This window comes from Pseudomonas sp. PME37.24/006 (assembly GCF_055556635.1).
The window spans coordinates 651,048-667,169 of the sequence record NZ_JBVHNL010000002.1; the positions used below are offsets into that span (position 1 = coordinate 651,048).

General features: G+C 52.6%; 16 protein-coding genes and 1 pseudogene. 3 read left to right on the forward strand and 14 right to left on the reverse strand.

Going from position 1 to position 16,122, the window contains the following annotated elements:
- Window position 1 precedes the first annotated feature (1 nt).
- The 7 genes from ACZ3GY_RS08520 to ACZ3GY_RS08550 all read right to left on the reverse strand — a co-directional run bounded on the left by ACZ3GY_RS08520 (window position 2) and on the right by ACZ3GY_RS08550 (window position 7,135).
- A complete protein-coding gene (locus ACZ3GY_RS08520) occupies window positions 2–706 on the reverse strand; it encodes an acylneuraminate cytidylyltransferase family protein (RefSeq protein ID WP_465910021.1) in 705 nt (234 codons plus the stop codon).
- Window positions 707–711: 5 nt separating this feature from the next.
- On the reverse strand, window positions 712–1,782 hold the full coding sequence (gene neuB, locus ACZ3GY_RS08525) for an N-acetylneuraminate synthase (RefSeq protein WP_465909679.1): 1,071 nt from the start codon (window positions 1,780–1,782) through the stop codon (window positions 712–714).
- Window positions 1,782–2,936, reverse strand: a complete 1,155-nt coding sequence (neuC, locus tag ACZ3GY_RS08530) for a UDP-N-acetylglucosamine 2-epimerase (protein WP_465909680.1) — start codon at window positions 2,934–2,936, stop codon at window positions 1,782–1,784. Before neuC ends, neuB begins: the two co-directional genes overlap by 1 nt.
- 45 nt (window positions 2,937–2,981) lie before the next feature.
- A complete protein-coding gene (locus ACZ3GY_RS08535) occupies window positions 2,982–4,187 on the reverse strand; it encodes a glycosyltransferase family 4 protein (protein WP_465909681.1) in 1,206 nt (401 codons plus the stop codon).
- Entirely contained in the window at window positions 4,184–5,305 is a 1,122-nt protein-coding gene (locus ACZ3GY_RS08540; RefSeq protein ID WP_465909682.1) for a glycosyltransferase family 4 protein, read from the reverse strand. The genes ACZ3GY_RS08535 and ACZ3GY_RS08540 overlap by 4 nt, the downstream gene beginning before the upstream one ends.
- 45 nt (window positions 5,306–5,350) lie before the next feature.
- Window positions 5,351–6,622, reverse strand: coding sequence for a Vi polysaccharide biosynthesis UDP-N-acetylglucosamine C-6 dehydrogenase TviB (tviB, locus tag ACZ3GY_RS08545; RefSeq protein ID WP_465909683.1), 1,272 nt, complete (start codon window positions 6,620–6,622; stop codon window positions 5,351–5,353).
- A 63-nt stretch (window positions 6,623–6,685) separates the two neighbouring features.
- Complete coding sequence (locus ACZ3GY_RS08550; RefSeq protein ID WP_465909684.1) at window positions 6,686–7,135, reverse strand: hypothetical protein; 450 nt, start codon at window positions 7,133–7,135, stop codon at window positions 6,686–6,688.
- A 206-nt stretch (window positions 7,136–7,341) separates the two neighbouring features.
- Between ACZ3GY_RS08550 and ACZ3GY_RS08555 the strand changes: the two are divergent.
- A pseudogene (locus ACZ3GY_RS08555) lies at window positions 7,342–7,572 on the forward strand (transposase); the annotation flags it as partial.
- 340 nt (window positions 7,573–7,912) lie between these two features.
- On the opposite strand, the gene ACZ3GY_RS08560 reads toward ACZ3GY_RS08555, so the two are convergent.
- Together ACZ3GY_RS08560 and ihfB are read right to left on the reverse strand one after the other, a co-directional pair.
- Entirely contained in the window at window positions 7,913–9,442 is a 1,530-nt protein-coding gene (locus ACZ3GY_RS08560) for an MBL fold metallo-hydrolase (protein WP_465909685.1), read from the reverse strand.
- A 144-nt stretch (window positions 9,443–9,586) separates the two neighbouring features.
- Window positions 9,587–9,877, reverse strand: a complete 291-nt coding sequence (gene ihfB, locus ACZ3GY_RS08565; RefSeq protein ID WP_463564625.1) for an integration host factor subunit beta — start codon at window positions 9,875–9,877, stop codon at window positions 9,587–9,589.
- A 318-nt stretch (window positions 9,878–10,195) separates the two neighbouring features.
- On the opposite strand from ihfB, the gene ACZ3GY_RS08570 reads away from it, so the two are divergent.
- Entirely contained in the window at window positions 10,196–10,435 is a 240-nt protein-coding gene (locus ACZ3GY_RS08570) for a YheU family protein (protein WP_465909687.1), read from the forward strand.
- A gap of 226 nt (window positions 10,436–10,661) precedes the next feature.
- Here the strand turns inward: ACZ3GY_RS08570 and ACZ3GY_RS08575 are convergent, their stop codons facing one another.
- The 5 genes from ACZ3GY_RS08575 to ACZ3GY_RS08595 form a co-directional block, all read right to left on the reverse strand.
- Window positions 10,662–10,994, reverse strand: a complete 333-nt coding sequence (locus ACZ3GY_RS08575) for a YnfA family protein (protein ID WP_463564623.1) — start codon at window positions 10,992–10,994, stop codon at window positions 10,662–10,664.
- 73 nt (window positions 10,995–11,067) lie between these two features.
- Window positions 11,068–11,496, reverse strand: coding sequence for a hypothetical protein (locus ACZ3GY_RS08580; protein ID WP_463564622.1), 429 nt, complete (start codon window positions 11,494–11,496; stop codon window positions 11,068–11,070).
- A gap of 263 nt (window positions 11,497–11,759) precedes the next feature.
- On the reverse strand, window positions 11,760–12,932 hold the full coding sequence (locus ACZ3GY_RS08585; protein WP_463564621.1) for an MFS transporter: 1,173 nt from the start codon (window positions 12,930–12,932) through the stop codon (window positions 11,760–11,762).
- Window positions 12,933–13,237: 305 nt separating this feature from the next.
- Entirely contained in the window at window positions 13,238–14,056 is an 819-nt protein-coding gene (locus ACZ3GY_RS08590; RefSeq protein WP_465909688.1) for an SDR family oxidoreductase, read from the reverse strand.
- 223 nt (window positions 14,057–14,279) lie between these two features.
- Window positions 14,280–15,119 carry an IclR family transcriptional regulator domain-containing protein gene (locus ACZ3GY_RS08595; protein WP_463566231.1) on the reverse strand — a complete coding sequence of 280 codons (840 nt, stop codon included), beginning with the start codon at window positions 15,117–15,119 and terminating at the stop codon, window positions 14,280–14,282.
- 170 nt (window positions 15,120–15,289) lie between these two features.
- Between ACZ3GY_RS08595 and ACZ3GY_RS08600 the strand changes: the two genes are divergently transcribed.
- A complete protein-coding gene (locus tag ACZ3GY_RS08600; protein WP_465910022.1) occupies window positions 15,290–16,039 on the forward strand; it encodes a siderophore-interacting protein in 750 nt (249 codons plus the stop codon).
- Window positions 16,040–16,122: the final 83 nt, after the last annotated feature.

Sequence of the window (16,122 nt, forward strand, 5' to 3'; positions counted from 1 at the left end):
TTTAATGCCTAGATAAAGATTGCCAAAAAGTAGCGAGCATATAGTCGTGATAAGTATCCACATCGGTCGATGACGGAATATCCATTTCATAGGCGTAGGTTTTATCGTTATAGAAAAAACCTTCGCCCGCACCAAGGATATTTATATTGTATATGTATATAGCACCATTCAAACGATAGCGCTGAGTGAGATCCTGGGAGCGTCTTTGTGTGTTAAGTGTCTCACCAAATCGCTCCATACTGCCTTGCGGGCCCAATTCGGCACACCATTCTATCGGGTGCTCGAGTTGGCAGACCGACACCACCGCTTCGGCATCACGCGCCTCGAAGAGTGCCACGGCCTCCTTCAGATGCTGTTCCGTGCGCAGTGGTGAGGTTGGCTGCAGAACGATAACGGCATCGTAGGTATGGTCGCGTTCAGCAAACCACTGAATGGCGTGCAGGATGACATCGACAGTTTTGGCACTGTCGGTCGCGAGAGACTCGGGACGCATGAAATGTATATAGGGTCCGTACTTGAGCACCTCATCCGCAATCGCCTGATCGTCGGTAGTGATGCAAATATCACCACTGAACCCAGCATTCTTGGCACAGAGGATCGCTCGGCCAATAAGTGAATGCTCTGCAATTTTCATCAGGTTCTTACCCGGCAAACGCTTACTGCCCCCCCGTGCCGGAATGACCACCAGGTAGCGTTTGCCTGTCACGGAACTCAAATGCTCTCTCCCGCTGAATAAGCTTTCGATGCGGGCTTGCCAAGCAAGTCCCAGTACTGGTTTGGCAGCAAACCGGTAGCTGACCGCTTGATTTCGATATTGTCCCGGGTCAAAGGTTCACCAGCAGCGATGTCTTGTGCTGCAACAATGTACTTACGTGCCACTTCCAGATTTGCCAGTTCACGTTGCGTTGGCGCCTTGATCTTCGGCTTGAGGGCCTGCTCCAGGTTGCGTATTGCCTGAACAAAATCCCTAAACTCCTCTGGCGAAGCTGATGCCGCATGGTCTGGCCCGGCCATACCTTTGTCCAAGGTAATGTGTTTTTCCAGACAACTGGCACCCATTGCTACTGCTGCACAACAAGCCTCGATGCCTAAGGAGTGATCTGAGTAGCCTACCGAGAATTTGTAAGCATCGCGCAGCTGCCGAATGGCATCCAAGTTCAAATCGCCCGGGCGTGCAGGATAATCAGTAACGCAGTGCAGAATAGTGACTTTGCTACGGATCTGCTCCATGGCTTCAGCTGTAAAATAGTGATGCTTTAGCCAGCGATAGCTAATGGGTTCCCCAGCGACTTCAAGGTAGCCATACGCGAGAGCAGCCAGCGCATCTTCTACTTCGGATAGTGTGGCCATTCCTGTCGAAATAATAATTTCGATTCCGGTTCGAGCATGCTCAATTATCAATGGTAAATTGGTGAGATCGCCCGAGCCGATCTTAAGGCGAGCCGGTGCAGTATCAGCAACAATGACTCTCAGCGACTCACTGTCAAAACAAGTAGTCATGAAGTCTATACCACACGCCTTGCACTCTTCGGCTAATTCATTAAATTCCGCGTAGCTCAACTCAAGCTTTTTCAGCATTTCAGCTTGAGTCGTGCTGCTGGCATCATTCTCATTTTGGTAATCGGCTTTCTTTGCGCTACGAGTAACGAGCTTTTCAGTGACGAACGTTTGAAATTTTACTGCATCCGCCCCGCACCTGCTGGCAGCGCGCACTAAGTCTTTAGCCAACGCCAGTGAGCCATTGTGGTTAACACCAGCCTCTGCAATTATGTAAACACTCATTACTTAAACTCCACATCAAAGAAGGACTTAGCCACATTGACTGGCTCACGATAGCGACGCAGTTCCTCAACAATCGTCCGGGACGGATAGGTGCCCTGATAGGGATTCTCCACAGCAGTCAGCTGTGCCGCATATGCTGCGGACAATGCAGTGTGCATCGCACGAGAAATTTCTTGGTACTGCAGCGAAACATCCAGCGTAGCAGAAGAACGAATACGCCCCTTCTGTCGATCGCCGACATTTATAATCGGCCGTTTGAAGCTAGGCATTTCGATAATTCCAGATGATGAATTTCCTATATACAGTTCGCAGTACTTCATCAACGATAAATAAACTTCTCTACGCAGAGATTTGACCAAAATTACTTGAGTTGGATTTTCTGCTGAAAAACGCTCTATAGCGCTGATGATATCCCTGCTCATGGCATCGGAGTTAGGATATACAATCACCTTAACGATATCCGGATGATCCGCCAATGCGTGTAGCAAGCCATCAATATTTTCAGAGTCTTTATTAGTCTCCGGATGATAGACAACCAGCATGTACTTTTGCCCGCTAGTAAGGCCGGTCGCTGCCTCCAAGGTTTCGCGGGAAAGAATGGGCTGCCTGTTCATCGCCTCCAGCCCTAGGGCTCCGCACCGGATGACTGTCTGAGGAGACTCACCCATTTGGATTACGCGACGGCGATACTCTTCCGTTGAGGTGAAGTGCAGATTGGCAAGCTTGCTAATAGCATGCCTAACCTTATCATCAATCGCTCCCTCGGTGATTTCCCCACCATGTAAGTGAACAATAGGAATTTTTGCAATCATTGCAGCTTCACATGCGGCGAGAAGCTCTACTCGGTCACCCAGTACTATAAAAAAATCTGGTTTTTCACGAGCAAAATAATCTGCAAGCGACATCGCGAGTAATGCAGAAGATCGAGTAATAGACTGCGGTGAATCATCAGATATCAAAGTTGCTAGGCAGGCTGCAGGCTCAAACCCGTCATCCAAGATATCGGTGAGGGTATACCCGTATTCGTGAGAAAGGTGCGTACCACTTACCACCAGACGCATATCAAAATCTTCACTTTGGTCTAACTCTTTGATCAGCCAATAAAGAAGTCCGTATTCTGCACGCGTGCTAGTAAAAACAGCTATTTTTTGCATATATTCCTTTGCCAGCTCTAGCTGACGCCTCCCTTGTCATCTAAATTAAATTGATTCCATGATTGCTTCATTATAAAATTTTTCAAACAATACATCTCGAGAGTAATAACGCGCAGCATAATCACGTATGTGCTGCGCATTAGCTTCATTATTTTTCAAGTATAGTTCAAGACGCTCTGTACTCGCGCTCACATCTCTGGTTAATACCAAACCCAGATTATTACTCTCAATAACGTGCGCCTGCCAACCCACGTGATTAATGATTATTGGTTTACCTGCTGCAAGGGCATCAAAGAATTTATTGGCCGAATTATCGTATAGCGCAGGAATTTCTTGAACTGTAGAAATACAGGCATCGGCGTGTTGCAGGTAAGCAATGACGTTCTTCTTGCTCATTCGATCCAGCATATAAACGTGGTCACCGAGCCGCTCCTCGGTAATGCGACATTGCAAACGCTTCTTTTCGGCTCCCGCGCCAATCAGCAAATATTTTACATCACACGTGCCGACGCGAGCTGCAGCCATATCCAAGATGTAATCCAGGCCATTAACATAGCCAAAGGTTCCTGCATATACGCAAACCCTAACATTGCTATCCGACTTTAAATTTCTTATCAATTCAGGCTGATCATGGCACTGAGAGAACTCTAATAAATCACAGGCATTTGGAACCACTACAACTTTTTCAGGATTGATTCCCTTTGCAACTATGCCGGCAGCTATCCCAGGCGACAGCGCTATAATCTTTTTTGAATATTGATATATGGATCGTTCGAACCAATTCAATAGCTTTATCGCCATTTTGTTTTTTATGAAGTTCATGGCAATTGGCACATCAGGCCAAAGATCACGCACCTCAAAAACCAACGGCACTTTTTTAAAAATACAATAAATCAATGCAGGAACTGCGATCGTGAGAGGCGTACTCGAAGCCAGCAGCACATCACGTCGTTTCATAGTCAAAACATAAAAAGATGAAATCATTAAAAATAACAAAAAAGAAAATAATCTCCTTGGCAGCGACATCTCGTTACTGTAACTCACATGAACTACATGCAAGCAAATGCCATCAATACTTTCTCTGCTTACGAGGCGCCACCATGCTGTTTTTTTTGCAGGGTAGAACGCCGTCGACGTCACCAAATCCACGTTATTGCCTTTCTGCACAAGGCGCTTAGCGAACTCATAAGATCTAACACCACCAAAGTGGAGTGGAGTTGTAAAGTATTGATGGAGATAAAGTATATTCATGAATAGGCACTTTTTAGCAAAAACTTTGCTCGATTATCCCAGCAAAATTCTGCCGCAGGATTCTCTTTGTCAGAAAAAATCAAGCCTTCGGGGAATGCCTGTAATGTTTTAGATATAGCGCAGGCAACACTGCTGGTACTCATTGGATCGCAACTGAAGCCGACGCACCCTTCTGGATAAAGCCCATCGATACCCTGCCCCTTACTATATATAACAGGTACACATTGACTAATGGCCTCCATGTAAACCAGACCAAACGTCTCAAAGTGTGACGGCATTACTAACACGGCAGCCGTTGCAAAGTATTCGCAAAGCACACCTTTCTCCAGGACTCGCGGTACAAATATCACTTTACTTTTCAACGCAGCAGGCAAATCACCGAACACCGATTGATAATCGATATAGTTACCGCCGATCACTGTAAATGTTCTATCGCCACTGTAATCCAGTGAAAAAAACCCTATGATTGCCCGTTTAATATTTTTATTTCTATTGATATCCCCCACGTAAATGGCGTTGAGTTTACGTGGCTTTAAAGTTTGGCGCTGCAACTTCAAATTCTCAACCCAATAAGGGTCGACTGCGCTCCCTAAAAGCAGTGATCGTTTCTTTGCCAAACCATAACTTTTTCCTATCTTTTTTTGATGTGCAGGCGAGAGAAACAATACACACTTAGCATTCGCCAACACCATTCGTGTTAGCCACTTCCAATGAGGCAGAATACGTTCGAATATATTAACATCGGTAGATCGCACGCTCACCACGTATGGAATCGAATATAGTTTGAATAGAATAAAAGCCAGAAAACCATCACTGTAAAGCGTATGTGCATGGATCACATCGGCCTTTTCCAAGCCAATATTCTTAGCCGCGTTTCTGACTGAAAAAAATAAAACAAGCAACTTCCATGAAAAAAAGCACCGCGTTAATATGCCAAGACATTTCGAGTAAACCACCCTAACGTTTGGCTCATCAATATCGTTAACCCCCCTATGATTTTCCACTCGGATCGGAACCCAAACGTGTTGACTGCATGTTTCAAGATTAGCCAAAGCCATCACAAGATTTCGATGCACTTGGGAACCAATATAGTAAGAGCATAGGTGTAAAACTCTCATATCACTCCATTACGCAGCACTTCAATCATCCGAATTCCTAACACGCTAAAGCCTTAAATTAGACTCACCCGGTTTCAAGACATATTTCAAGTCATAGATCACTCTTGTTTTCTTTGCAAAACCTTGGATCACTGACGCCCCTAAAACTTTAAACTGATCATGCGCAACGGCAATTAATACAGCATCATAACTATTAACTTCAGGATACGACAAAAGCTTTATCGAGTAGTGCGCCTCTGCTGTATCTGCGCAGGCTACCGGGTCGTAAACATCGACAGTTAAATTATAATCCAATAGTTCTTTTACTATATCCACCACTCTCGAGTTGCGTAAATCTGGGCAGTTCTCTTTAAAGGTCAACCCCATAACCAGCACTTTGCTGCACGGAACATCTATCTGGTGCTTCAGCATTGTTTTAATTAATTGGCTCACAACATATGAGCCCATTCCATCATTCAAACGTCTTCCAGCAAGAATCACTTCAGGATCATAACCCATTAGACAAGACTTATAGGTGAGGTAATACGGATCAACTCCTATACAATGCCCCCCCACCAATCCTGGACGGAATGGCAAAAAATTCCACTTTGTTCCCGCGGCCTCAAGAACCGCCTGAGTATCTATGCCAAGCACGTTACAGATGATTGCCAATTCATTAATTAACGCAATATTAAGATCGCGCTGCGTATTCTCAATTACTTTCGCAGCCTCCGCGACCTTTATGCTTTCCGCTAAATGTGTGCCGGCCACTACCACCTGCTTGTATAAATCATCTATAAAGCGAGCAGCTTCCTTGGTTGAGCCTGAAGTAACCTTGATAATATTACTTATGCGATGTTTTTTGTCGCCTGGATTAACGCGCTCTGGACTGTAGCCCACATAGAAGTCAGAATTAAACTTTAAACCTGATACCTTCTCCAACTCCGGGACACACTCGCCCTCTGTAACCCCGGGATACACGGTAGACTCATAAATAACGTAGTCGTTTACACTCAATACGGACGCAACCATTCTGGTTGCATCCATTAATAATTGTAAGTCTGGTCTTTTATATCTATCAATGGGCGTGGGTACAGTTACTATGTATACATTACACTCCGCAATCTCTTCTAATGTATCTGTATAGGTAAGATTCTTAGCATTCCTTAGCTCATCCGGTGCAACCTCGCCTGTTCGTTCAACACCCTCAGACAATTGCCTCACCCGCGCAGAGTCAATATCAAACCCTATTACTTTATATTTTTTCGAAAATTCAACAGCCAAGGGGAGACCGACGTAACCAAGTCCTAATACCGCTATCTTAACATCGATACTCATTACCCTTCCTTATACTGACTGCAGTAGTACTACTAACGACTTATTGGGAGCTAATTTCATTAATCAATTACGCCATGTAAGAGTAAGAAGTGTCTTTCTCTTCAGGCCGTCGACTACCACCTGGCGGTACCTTAATGCCACTACTACCCCATCATTATTCTTATAAAGCACGCTTAAACTATTTTTGGTTGAAGATCTTACAAAACGCTCACACCCTAATTGACTCATCAATAATGTAATGCGCTGATCAACATCCAACATAGCATGCCCTGCAAGTTCATAAATAACCGAACTATTAGAATATCCACTGACGCTGGTTTTTTTTTCAGAAATCGGTTCCATCCCAAAATCCAAGCCAATTCCATGCTTAAAGTAAACAGAGGTCTCGGTAAGACTTGCAGTCTCTACCACATTATCCTGCGACTGACAGCAGCCGGTAATGAAAAATATAACAAAAAAAAATGATGCAATTTCCCTTGCCCTTTTAAGCCTCATATTACGCTTACCCACCATTCAATCATCGTGCGAATTTTACCTGTAATCACTAAATAAGCGAACCTTGTCGGGAGAAACGCGACAGCCGCAGGCTCCTGCTGCTTGCACCAACTCGTTCTGTGATCGCGTCGAATCCCATGTGTAGTGGTCTACTAACCCAGGACACCTTTTTAGGCGGAAATGCCCGCCATATAGAGGTGTTCGATGAGCAGACAACGACGTAGTTCAAGCGCGAGGCAGCCTACTTGGTGCTTGATCAGGGCTACAGCCATATCGAGGCAGCCCGCTCACTTGGGCTGGTTGAATCAGCCCTGCGTCGATGGCTGAACCAGCTTCAGAAAGAGCGAAGCAGCATTACTCCGACCAGTAAAGCGCTGACGCCCGAGCAGCAGAAGATCCAGGAACTGGAGGCCCGGTTCAATCGCCTGGAACGGGGAAAGTCGATTCTAAAAAAGCCACAGCGCTCTTGATGGCCGAGGATCATAAGCGTTTGCGCTGATTGATCAATTGCACACTGGAGAGCCTGTTGAATCAATCTTTATGCGCGTCGCTCGGTAGGCTGGGCTTTCTCGCCAAAGCCAGATGCCGATCTGGTCATCAATGCATTCGACATGGCCTATGAACTACGAGGACGACCGGGCAGCGGTACAACTGGGAACGACCGCATCAGCTCAACGCTGGGTTACCGCCTGCGTTGAGCTGAGGAAAACTCAACACAGTGTCGGGATTAGCTGACCACTACATATCGATTGCAGCATGGGACAGGCTCACCGCATCCAGCCTTCAATAACCACCTTAAGAGTTGTCCACGTTTAAATTAAGGGTTAATCCGGTTCGGACGTATCTGCTGAGCAATGCTTTCGCCAATACCGATTTGGCACCTGCCTCCCCATGCACCAACCGAATCTCCCCCGGCCACTCATCCATCCCCGTCACAAAGCTCACCAATCCAGCCTGATCCGCATGCGCCGAATACCCGCCAATGCTGTGCACACCAGCACGAATGTCATAGCGCTGGCCGTCGAACTCCACGTAACCATTGCGCGGGCCGAAGCGCTGGATGGCGTGGCCTGGCGTTCCTTTGGCTTGGTAGCCAACGAACAGCACGTCGTGCCGGGGGTCACCCAGCATGGCTTTTAGGTAGTTGACGATGCGACCGCTGGAGCACATGCCGTTGCCGGCGATGACGATGGATGGCCTGGCGCTGCTTACCAAGTGGTTGAGGATCTTCTGATGGTCGGCGTGGCTGTCGATGGTGATCAGTTGATCGAACGCCAGTGGCCTTCTGCCGGACTGGACGCGGGCTTGGGCTTCTTCGTTCCAGAAGTCTTTTAGTTCACGGTAGGCCTGGGTGAAGCGGCTGGCCAGGGGTGAGTCGAGGATGATGGGCAGGCTTGGCCAGTCGATATCAAGTTCGTTCTCGCTGTTTTTCTGAGTCGGTGCGGTACCTTCCGGGCTGCGGCGTGATGGAGATTGTTCGCGGTCGGGGCCCGCTCCTACAGGAGAGTCGTGCTGGGATTTGGTGTTCAGTTTCTTGCTATGGATGATGTCTTCCAGCTCGTAGAGCAGCTCTTGCGTGCGCCCGACGCTGAAGGCGGGAATCAGCACGGTGCCGTTATTGGCCAGGGCATGCTCGATGACCTGCTCCAGGCGCTGGCGGCGTGTACTGCGGTCTTCGTGCAGGCGGTCGCCGTAGGTGCTCTCCAATACCAAGATGTCGGCACGGCGTGGCGGTATACAGGGCTTGAGGATAGGGGCGCCTGGGGCACCGAGGTCGCCCGAGAAGACGATGCGCTTGCTGGGCAGGCCCGGGTCGTACTGCAGATCCACCTCGACGTAGGCGGAACCGAGCATATGGGCGGCGCGCTGCAGGCGCACTTTGCTAGCCAGCCCATCGCTATCGTGCAGAGTGAACCAGTGGTTGTAGGGCAGTGCGATGATTCGCTGCTGCACTTCCTTTATATAACGCTCGACCTGCTTCTGATCGCGGCTGAAAGTCAGCTTGAAGGCATCCTCCAGCACGATGGGCAGCAACTTGGCAGAGGGCTCACTACACAGGATCGGGCCTTTGAAGCCTGCGGTGAGCAGGTAAGGAATGCGCCCTACGTGGTCGGCGTGCACATGGGTAACGATCAGTGCGCGAATGCCATCCAGAGGAAATTCGATTATCTGGTGATCGGCTCGAGCGCCATGGGTGGACGCGTCGGCGCCCTGGAAAAGGCCACAGTCGATGAGAACGCTACTGTTTGCTGCCATATGCAGTTGATGACAGGAACCGGTGACGCCATCTTGAGCGCCATGGTGGGTGATGCGCGGATAGTCCATCAGTTAATCCTTTAACTTTTGGTGGCATTGCGGGATTGGATTCGATTCCCGGATTACGCCTTCGGCTGATCCAGGCTACGAGTCGCTGGGCGGGAAGTGGCGGTGATGACGAGCCGATCAAGCTTGAGCGGTAGGTGTTGAAGCCTATTCCTCTTCGTCCTCATTGACCCGATCGCGCAATTCCTTGCCGGGTTTGAAGTGCGGGACGAACTTGCCATCCAGGCGCACAGACTGGCCGGTTTTCGGGTTACGGCCAACGCGCGGAGCGCGATAGTGAAGGGAAAAACTGCCGAAACCACGGATCTCGATGCGATCGCCAGTCGCCAGCGCCTGGGACATCTGTTCCAGCATGGTTTTGATGGCCAGCTCGACATCTTTGTTTGAAAGCTGCCCTTGGTGGGTGACGATTCTTTCGATCAGCTCCGACTTGGTCATACTTTTCCCTTCGTTTTCAAGCGGCTATGTCACTCGATGGAACGGTTTTAGCACGCTGATCAGCTTTTGAACAGCCTAAAAAATCACCAATCCGGAAAATGTGCTTGAGTTCTTGAAATAGCCATGAGGGATTCGGGTAGATGAACGTAAGTCGTTGTCTGGACTGGAATGTTGCTTTGTCGGGCGGTTTGCTGAGGATATGCGTACCCTGCCCGGCTTGCTAACGCGCGAAAGAGGTGATCAAAACCTCAGAGCTGCCGTCCAAGATATCTCATGCATTTGCTGGTCAGAGGCCCGAGAGAGTCTCAGGAGAAAACTGTGCTGATTCCCGCCCATCTGCTCGAGGCAGATACCCTCACTCGCCTGATCGAGGACTTCGTCACCCGTGACGGCACTGACAATGGCGACGAAACACCGCTGGAAACACGCATTGCCCGCGTTCGGCGCGCGCTGGATAAAGGCGAAGCTGTAATCGTATTCGACCCAGAGAGCCAACAATGCCAGTTGGCGCTCAAACGCGATGTGCCGCAGGAGTGGCTGGTGGAGGATGAGGCGTAAGCGCCAACGCTACTGTGCTAAACCGGGGGATGGCGAGATCTTGTGGCGAGGCTGCAATTGCTTTCGCGCCGGGGGCGGCGCTCCTACAGAGCGCTCGGGATTTGCAAATCCTGTAGGAGCCGCGCCCCCGCGGCGAATAGTGGCCTTGATTCAAATTTGAATGATGGCCGCAATCGTTTCGCGCCAGGGCGACGCTCCTACGGGCCGGTATCCCAACGAGGGCGCCTCAGGTCTGCGAGAAGCGTGGCCCCAGCAGGATGATCGAAGCGCCAATCACGCATAGTGCTGCGCCAAGCCAATCGCTGCTCAAGGGACGGGCTTTCTCGATGACGCCAAGCCACAGCAGTGATGTGACGATGTAGATGCCGCCATACGCTGCATAGGCACGGCCGGCGTAAGCGGCTTCGACTCTCGTCAATAACAGGGCGAAAAAAAGCAGGCTGAATATCCCCGGTGCAATCCACCAGGCGCTCTTGCCCATGCGAAGCCACATCCAGAAGGCGTAACAACCGGCGATTTCGAATACCGCGGCGAGAAAGAACCAGAAATAGTTGAGCATTGTCGTCCTGTGGAAAATAGATCAGTTCATGCAGACTCTCGCAAGGGCTGGCGGCGACAGATACGCCAGAACCCTAGCCGCGTAAACCGCCCTCTCGTTCCCACGCGCAACGTACGCGCAAGGCGCCGTCGTGGGGGCTGTGCAGACCGGTGTCCGACTCCCAGCGAAAGGTATGGGTGCCGCTCAACTCGGTTTCCAGGTGCACCACGGCACTGGCCCAATAAAGGCGCTTGAGCAGAGCCTCGAACTCAGCGACCCAGAGCTTCCATTCGTACTCGATGGTCTGGTAGCTCGCACCGAAGTGGATGACCTGTGTTTGGTACAGACCGCTGCCAGGCTGTTGGCAGCAGGAAAACATCTCGCGGCCAAGAAACGGCCATGCATCGCCAACTGGCAAGCTTTCCAGCACCTGCAAATTGAGCAGGCGCCGCAAGCGACTTTCCGATGGGCTGTCGGACGGCCAGTCACGAATGCAGCCATAGACGATGGATTCCGATCCCACGGGGACACTCCGCAAAAAACTGGCTGCCTTCTATCATAACCCGGCAGTCCAGGGGAACTTCGAGGCCCCAAGTGTTAACAATGATGGGTTTTAGCGATAAGCGCTGAGGATAGCCAACCGTCTATAGGTGGTGCGCCCTCGCGCCGAATTTGTATGGGCAACGCCGGAGCCGCGGTGTGGCGACTATCAATTCGCGCCGGGGGCGACGCTCCTACGCCTCTGATTCCGACCGGGCTCTCGCCGGGCAAGAGTCAACACGCTTTCTACGCGTTGCTACGACGTGGGCCTTTGCGCATCAACCAGGCCAGCAGCACCATAACGACTGCCATGCTGGTTAGTACCATGAAAGGCATCTTGTAAGTACCGGCCATGTCGCGCGCCAGGCCAGTGAGCAATGGGGTCAGGCACGCCACGCTATAGCCCATGCCCTGCATCATGGCCGTCCAGCGGCTCACGGCCATGGGCGAGCCGGCTTCGTAGATTGGCAGCAGCAGCGACAGGGCGAAGGAACCACTCATGCCGAAACCCAATGTCAACGCCCAGAGCTCAGGTACGAAGGTGGGCTGGAACGTGATCATGCTCAGGCTGATAAGCGTCATAGAGCCACAAGCAACCATCAGCAGATAGTGATTGCTCACGCGCTGTACCAGCCACGGCAACAGAAAGGAACTCGGCAGGCCCATCAACATCGCCAGACTGAACAGCGTGTTGCTATGAGCGGCTGACAAGCCTGCCTCCTGGTAGCGCGCGACTGTCCAGGTTGCAATCGCATAAAACAAACCTGCCTGCAGGGCGAAATAGACACTAATCAACCACGCACGCGGTTCGCGCCAAGGCAAACCGGCAACTGCATCTTCGCTGTTCAGCGGTTCGGCCTGCTGCTTGGGCAGGTAGCACCAGATCGCCACAGCCAGCGCGGCAGGTAACGCCCAGATAGCCAAGCCGTAGCTCCAATCATCGGCGAACAACTGCGTAGCCGGCATAGTCAGCACGACACCGACCGCACCACCGATCGCCATGCTCAGGGAATACCAGGCCAGCACCTGACCCATGCGCCCAACGAAATGGCGTTTGATGAACCCCGACAGCAGGGGCCCGGCAATCGCGATAGCGGCGCCCAATAGCATAGCGCTGCCGATCAGCATCACGCTGGAATGGCCGATCAGGCGTAGCATCAACGCCAGGGTGATAGCGCCAAGACACAGTGTGAGGGTGCGTTCCAACCCTAGTTTGACCGCCAGACGTGGAGCCAACGGCGCCAGCAAGCCCATACAAAGTACCGGCAGCGCGGTGGTGAGGCTGATAAAGCCTCGGCTCAGGGACAGCTCCTGGGCAATACGTTCGATAAGGGGCGCCAGCGAGGTAATGCCAGGGCGCAAATTCACCGCTGCAGCCACTAGAGCCAACAGCAACAAAGCGCGAGAGACAGGTTTCACGAGATTTCCTGATCAGGTGGCCAGGTTAGCCAAGGCGGCAACCCTACCGGCAGACCTGGCCAAGGGCAAGCCTGACAGCAAGGCTATCGTCCTTGGAAAAATGCCATGGCCAGTATCAGAAGATACTTTCTCCCGGCGGATGGCTGCAATCGCCTTCGCGCCGGGGGCGACGCTCCTACAGACGTGGCTACCGCTAGTATTGTAGGAGCCGCGACCCCGCGGCGAATGTTGGCAGCGCCAGGCATTTACGGGATGGCTGCAATCGCCTTCGCGCCGAGGGCGGCGCTCCTACGTTTGGTGATGGTTCAGCCTTCGCGGTGACTGGTTGGCTTGGCGCGCATTTTCTCGCACATCACGGTCATTTCGTCATAGAGCAGTTGTGGGTTCTTCTGCTTTAGCGCCCAGGCTTGGCGACCCTGCTCATGAGGCAGGATCATGAATTGCCCATCGGCCACTGCCTGGAAGATGTAATCGGCGATGAACGCAGCACTAATAGGTGAACTCTCCAATAACTTTCCGACCTGGGCTTTCATCGCTGGCGTGGGTCCGCGGAAAGAATCGAGCAGATTGGTCTGGAAGAACGACGGACACACCACATGTACACCGACCTGCAGTGGTTTGCACTCGACCAGCAAGCTCTCCGACAGCGCCACCACACCGGCCTTCGCCACGTTGTAATTGCTCATGCCTGGGCCCTGCATCAGCGCCGCCATCGAGGCGATGTTGACGATGCGCCCCTTGCTGCGCTCGAGCAGTGGTAGAAACGCCTTGCAGCCCTTGACCACTCCCATAAGGTTGATCGACAGCTGCCAGTCCCAGTCTTCCAGCGATAGCTCGGCAAAGAAACCACCAGAGGCCACGCCGGCGTTATTGACGATGACGTCGATGCCGCCCAATTTTTCCTCGCAGGCCTGCGCAAAAGCCGTCAGTTGGCTGTAATCGCGCACGTCACAGCGCTGGGTGAACCCTTCTCCGCCAGCATCGCGCACCAAGCGTAGCGTTTCGGCAAGGCCCGCATCGTTGACGTCCGACAACGCCAGGCGCCAGCCCTCACGCGCCCAGCGCAGCGCGATTTCGCGCCCCAAGCCGGAGCCGGCACCCGTGATCATCATGCGATTGTGCATACGCAACCTGCCCTGCTAGCCAATGAAAGACAGGCCGAGTGTAGACAGATAGAAGCCTTGGCCCAGCCATCATCAGGTTGTTGAATGAGTAGACCGCGGGCCGGGTAGGCAGAGAGATGGGATGGCGAGCATTTCCTGGGTATCGCTTCGCTCGACCCAGGCTACGGATCTCACGATCACTCCCAAGTAGCCCGGGTCGAGCGCAGCGACACCCGGGGGAGCGCTATTGGAACAGCCGCGTACTCAGTTCGTGACTGGCTTCCAGCAGGATCGGCAAGAAGCGATTTTCCAGATCCTGTCTCGAAACGCGCCCTACATGGGTGCCAACGTTGAGCGCCGCCAGCACCTGGCCTGCGGAGTCCTTGAGCGGGACGGCGATGGACCGCAGGCTGACTTCCAGTTCCTGGTCAATAATCACCCAGCCCTGACGACGGATTTCTTCGATAGAGGCCCGCAAGTCTTCAGGCGTGTGCAGCGTGCGACTGGTTTTTACCTGCAGCTCGGCGTGGCTCAGGTAATCGTCCACCGCCGCATCATCCAGCGCAGCCAGCAGGATGCGGCCCATAGAAGTGCAGTAGGCCGGCAACCGGCTGCCCACACTCAAGTCAACGGAAATCAGCCGCTGCGGCGTTGCCGAGCGGGCGATGTAGAGAATCTCGTCGCCCTCCAGCGTAGCCATGGAGCAGGCCTCGTGGAGTTGCTCGCTGAGGCGATCAAGGATCGGCTGAGCGGTTACCGCCATCGGCGTCGATGACAAGTAGGCATGGCCCAACGTCAGCACCTTGGGCAGCAGTGAATAGACGCGGCCGTCGGTGGTCACATAACCCAGCTTCATCAACGTGTGCAGGCACCGCCGCACGGCTGCGCGGGGGATTTCAGTGCGGTGACTGATCTGCGCGATGGTCAGGTGGCGCTTGCGCTCCTGGAAAGCATGGATGACCGCCAAGCCACGTGCCAGGGAGGTCATGAAGTTCGGGTCACCGGTGAGGGCCTCGATACGTTTCGCCGGCGAGGCAATGATAGGCGGCGCCATTGGGCTTGGCAGAGAACGGGACTCGGTCATGGGCTATCAACTCATCCTGACGACATGCGCGATTATCGAACTGCGGTGCGATAATCGCAAGGTAATCGACAACGATCCAGTTAGAACCTTGTGCCAGCGGCGCAAAGCTGACATTCAGTCATCGGAGCAAGGCGCCTCTCTTGGAGAAAGGAGTGAAACAAGTGACCTTAATGCCCAAGACCATCGAGCGTGTGATGCACCCCATCGTCCGACGCCGCCTGACGGTGGCACGGGTGGCGGATGTCACTCCACGCATGCGCCGGGTGACCTTCACGGGTGATTCGCTCGAAGGTTTCGTTTCTGCCGCCGCGGATGACCATATCAAGCTGCTATTCGCCCGCGACGAGGATGAACAACGCCGCCTCGATGACTTTCTGGCAGGCCGCGATGGCGAGCGACCGGTGACGCGAGACTACACGCCACGCCGCTATGACCCGCGGACAGGTGAACTGGATGTGGACTTCGTTCTACATGGCGACGGCCCAGCGTCAACCTGGGCAAGTCAGGTGCAGCCAGGCCAGCAGTTGTACATCGCAGGGCCGCGTAGCTCTCTGGTAGTAGCGGATATTTTCGACGCCTACCTGCTGATCGGCGATGAAACCGCCCTGCCCGCCATTGGTCGCTGGCTGGAGGCACTCACGCCAGGCCGCAAGGCGACGTTACTGGTGGAGATCGAGAACGAGGCTGAGAAGCAGCCATTACCCAGCGTGGCCGATGTAGAAATGCACTGGCTGATTCGCGGCGAAGGCAGCCTGGTCGACGCCGCGCGTGCGTTACGTATGCCTGACGGTGAGGTATATGCGTGGGTGGCCTGTGAGGCCAACACGTCTCGCAAGGTGCGTCGCGTGTTGATCGACGAACATGGCATCGAAGAGGAACGCATCAAGGCCGCAGGTTACTGGCGGCGAGATGACGACTGATACGAAACGCCATTATTGGTGGGCTGAAGCCCGCCCTACGCCCCTGGGTACCTACCATTGCATCGCCCGCAAGCTGGCTCCTA

Bases quoted from the DNA above. Each gene is read 5' to 3' on its own strand.
- ACZ3GY_RS08575 (WP_463564623.1), bottom strand. From the start codon at position 10,994: ATGCTCAACTATTTCTGGTTCTTTCTCGCCGCGGTATTCGAAATCGCC.
- ACZ3GY_RS08535 (WP_465909681.1), bottom strand. From the start codon at position 4,187: ATGAATATACTTTATCTCCATCAATACTTTACAACTCCACTCCACTTT.
- ACZ3GY_RS08590 (WP_465909688.1), bottom strand. From the start codon at position 14,056: ATGCACAATCGCATGATGATCACGGGTGCCGGCTCCGGCTTGGGGCGC.
- ACZ3GY_RS08540 (WP_465909682.1), bottom strand. From the start codon at position 5,305: ATGAGAGTTTTACACCTATGCTCTTACTATATTGGTTCCCAAGTGCAT.
- neuB (WP_465909679.1), bottom strand. From the start codon at position 1,782: ATGAGTGTTTACATAATTGCAGAGGCTGGTGTTAACCACAATGGCTCA.
- neuC (WP_465909680.1), bottom strand. From the start codon at position 2,936: ATGCAAAAAATAGCTGTTTTTACTAGCACGCGTGCAGAATACGGACTT.
- ACZ3GY_RS08600 (WP_465910022.1), top strand. From the start codon at position 15,290: ATGCCCAAGACCATCGAGCGTGTGATGCACCCCATCGTCCGACGCCGC.
- ACZ3GY_RS08595 (WP_463566231.1), bottom strand. From the start codon at position 15,119: ATGACCGAGTCCCGTTCTCTGCCAAGCCCAATGGCGCCGCCTATCATT.
- tviB (WP_465909683.1), bottom strand. From the start codon at position 6,622: ATGAGTATCGATGTTAAGATAGCGGTATTAGGACTTGGTTACGTCGGT.
- ihfB (WP_463564625.1), bottom strand. From the start codon at position 9,877: ATGACCAAGTCGGAGCTGATCGAAAGAATCGTCACCCACCAAGGGCAG.
- ACZ3GY_RS08550 (WP_465909684.1), bottom strand. From the start codon at position 7,135: ATGGTGGGTAAGCGTAATATGAGGCTTAAAAGGGCAAGGGAAATTGCA.
- ACZ3GY_RS08560 (WP_465909685.1), bottom strand. From the start codon at position 9,442: ATGGACTATCCGCGCATCACCCACCATGGCGCTCAAGATGGCGTCACC.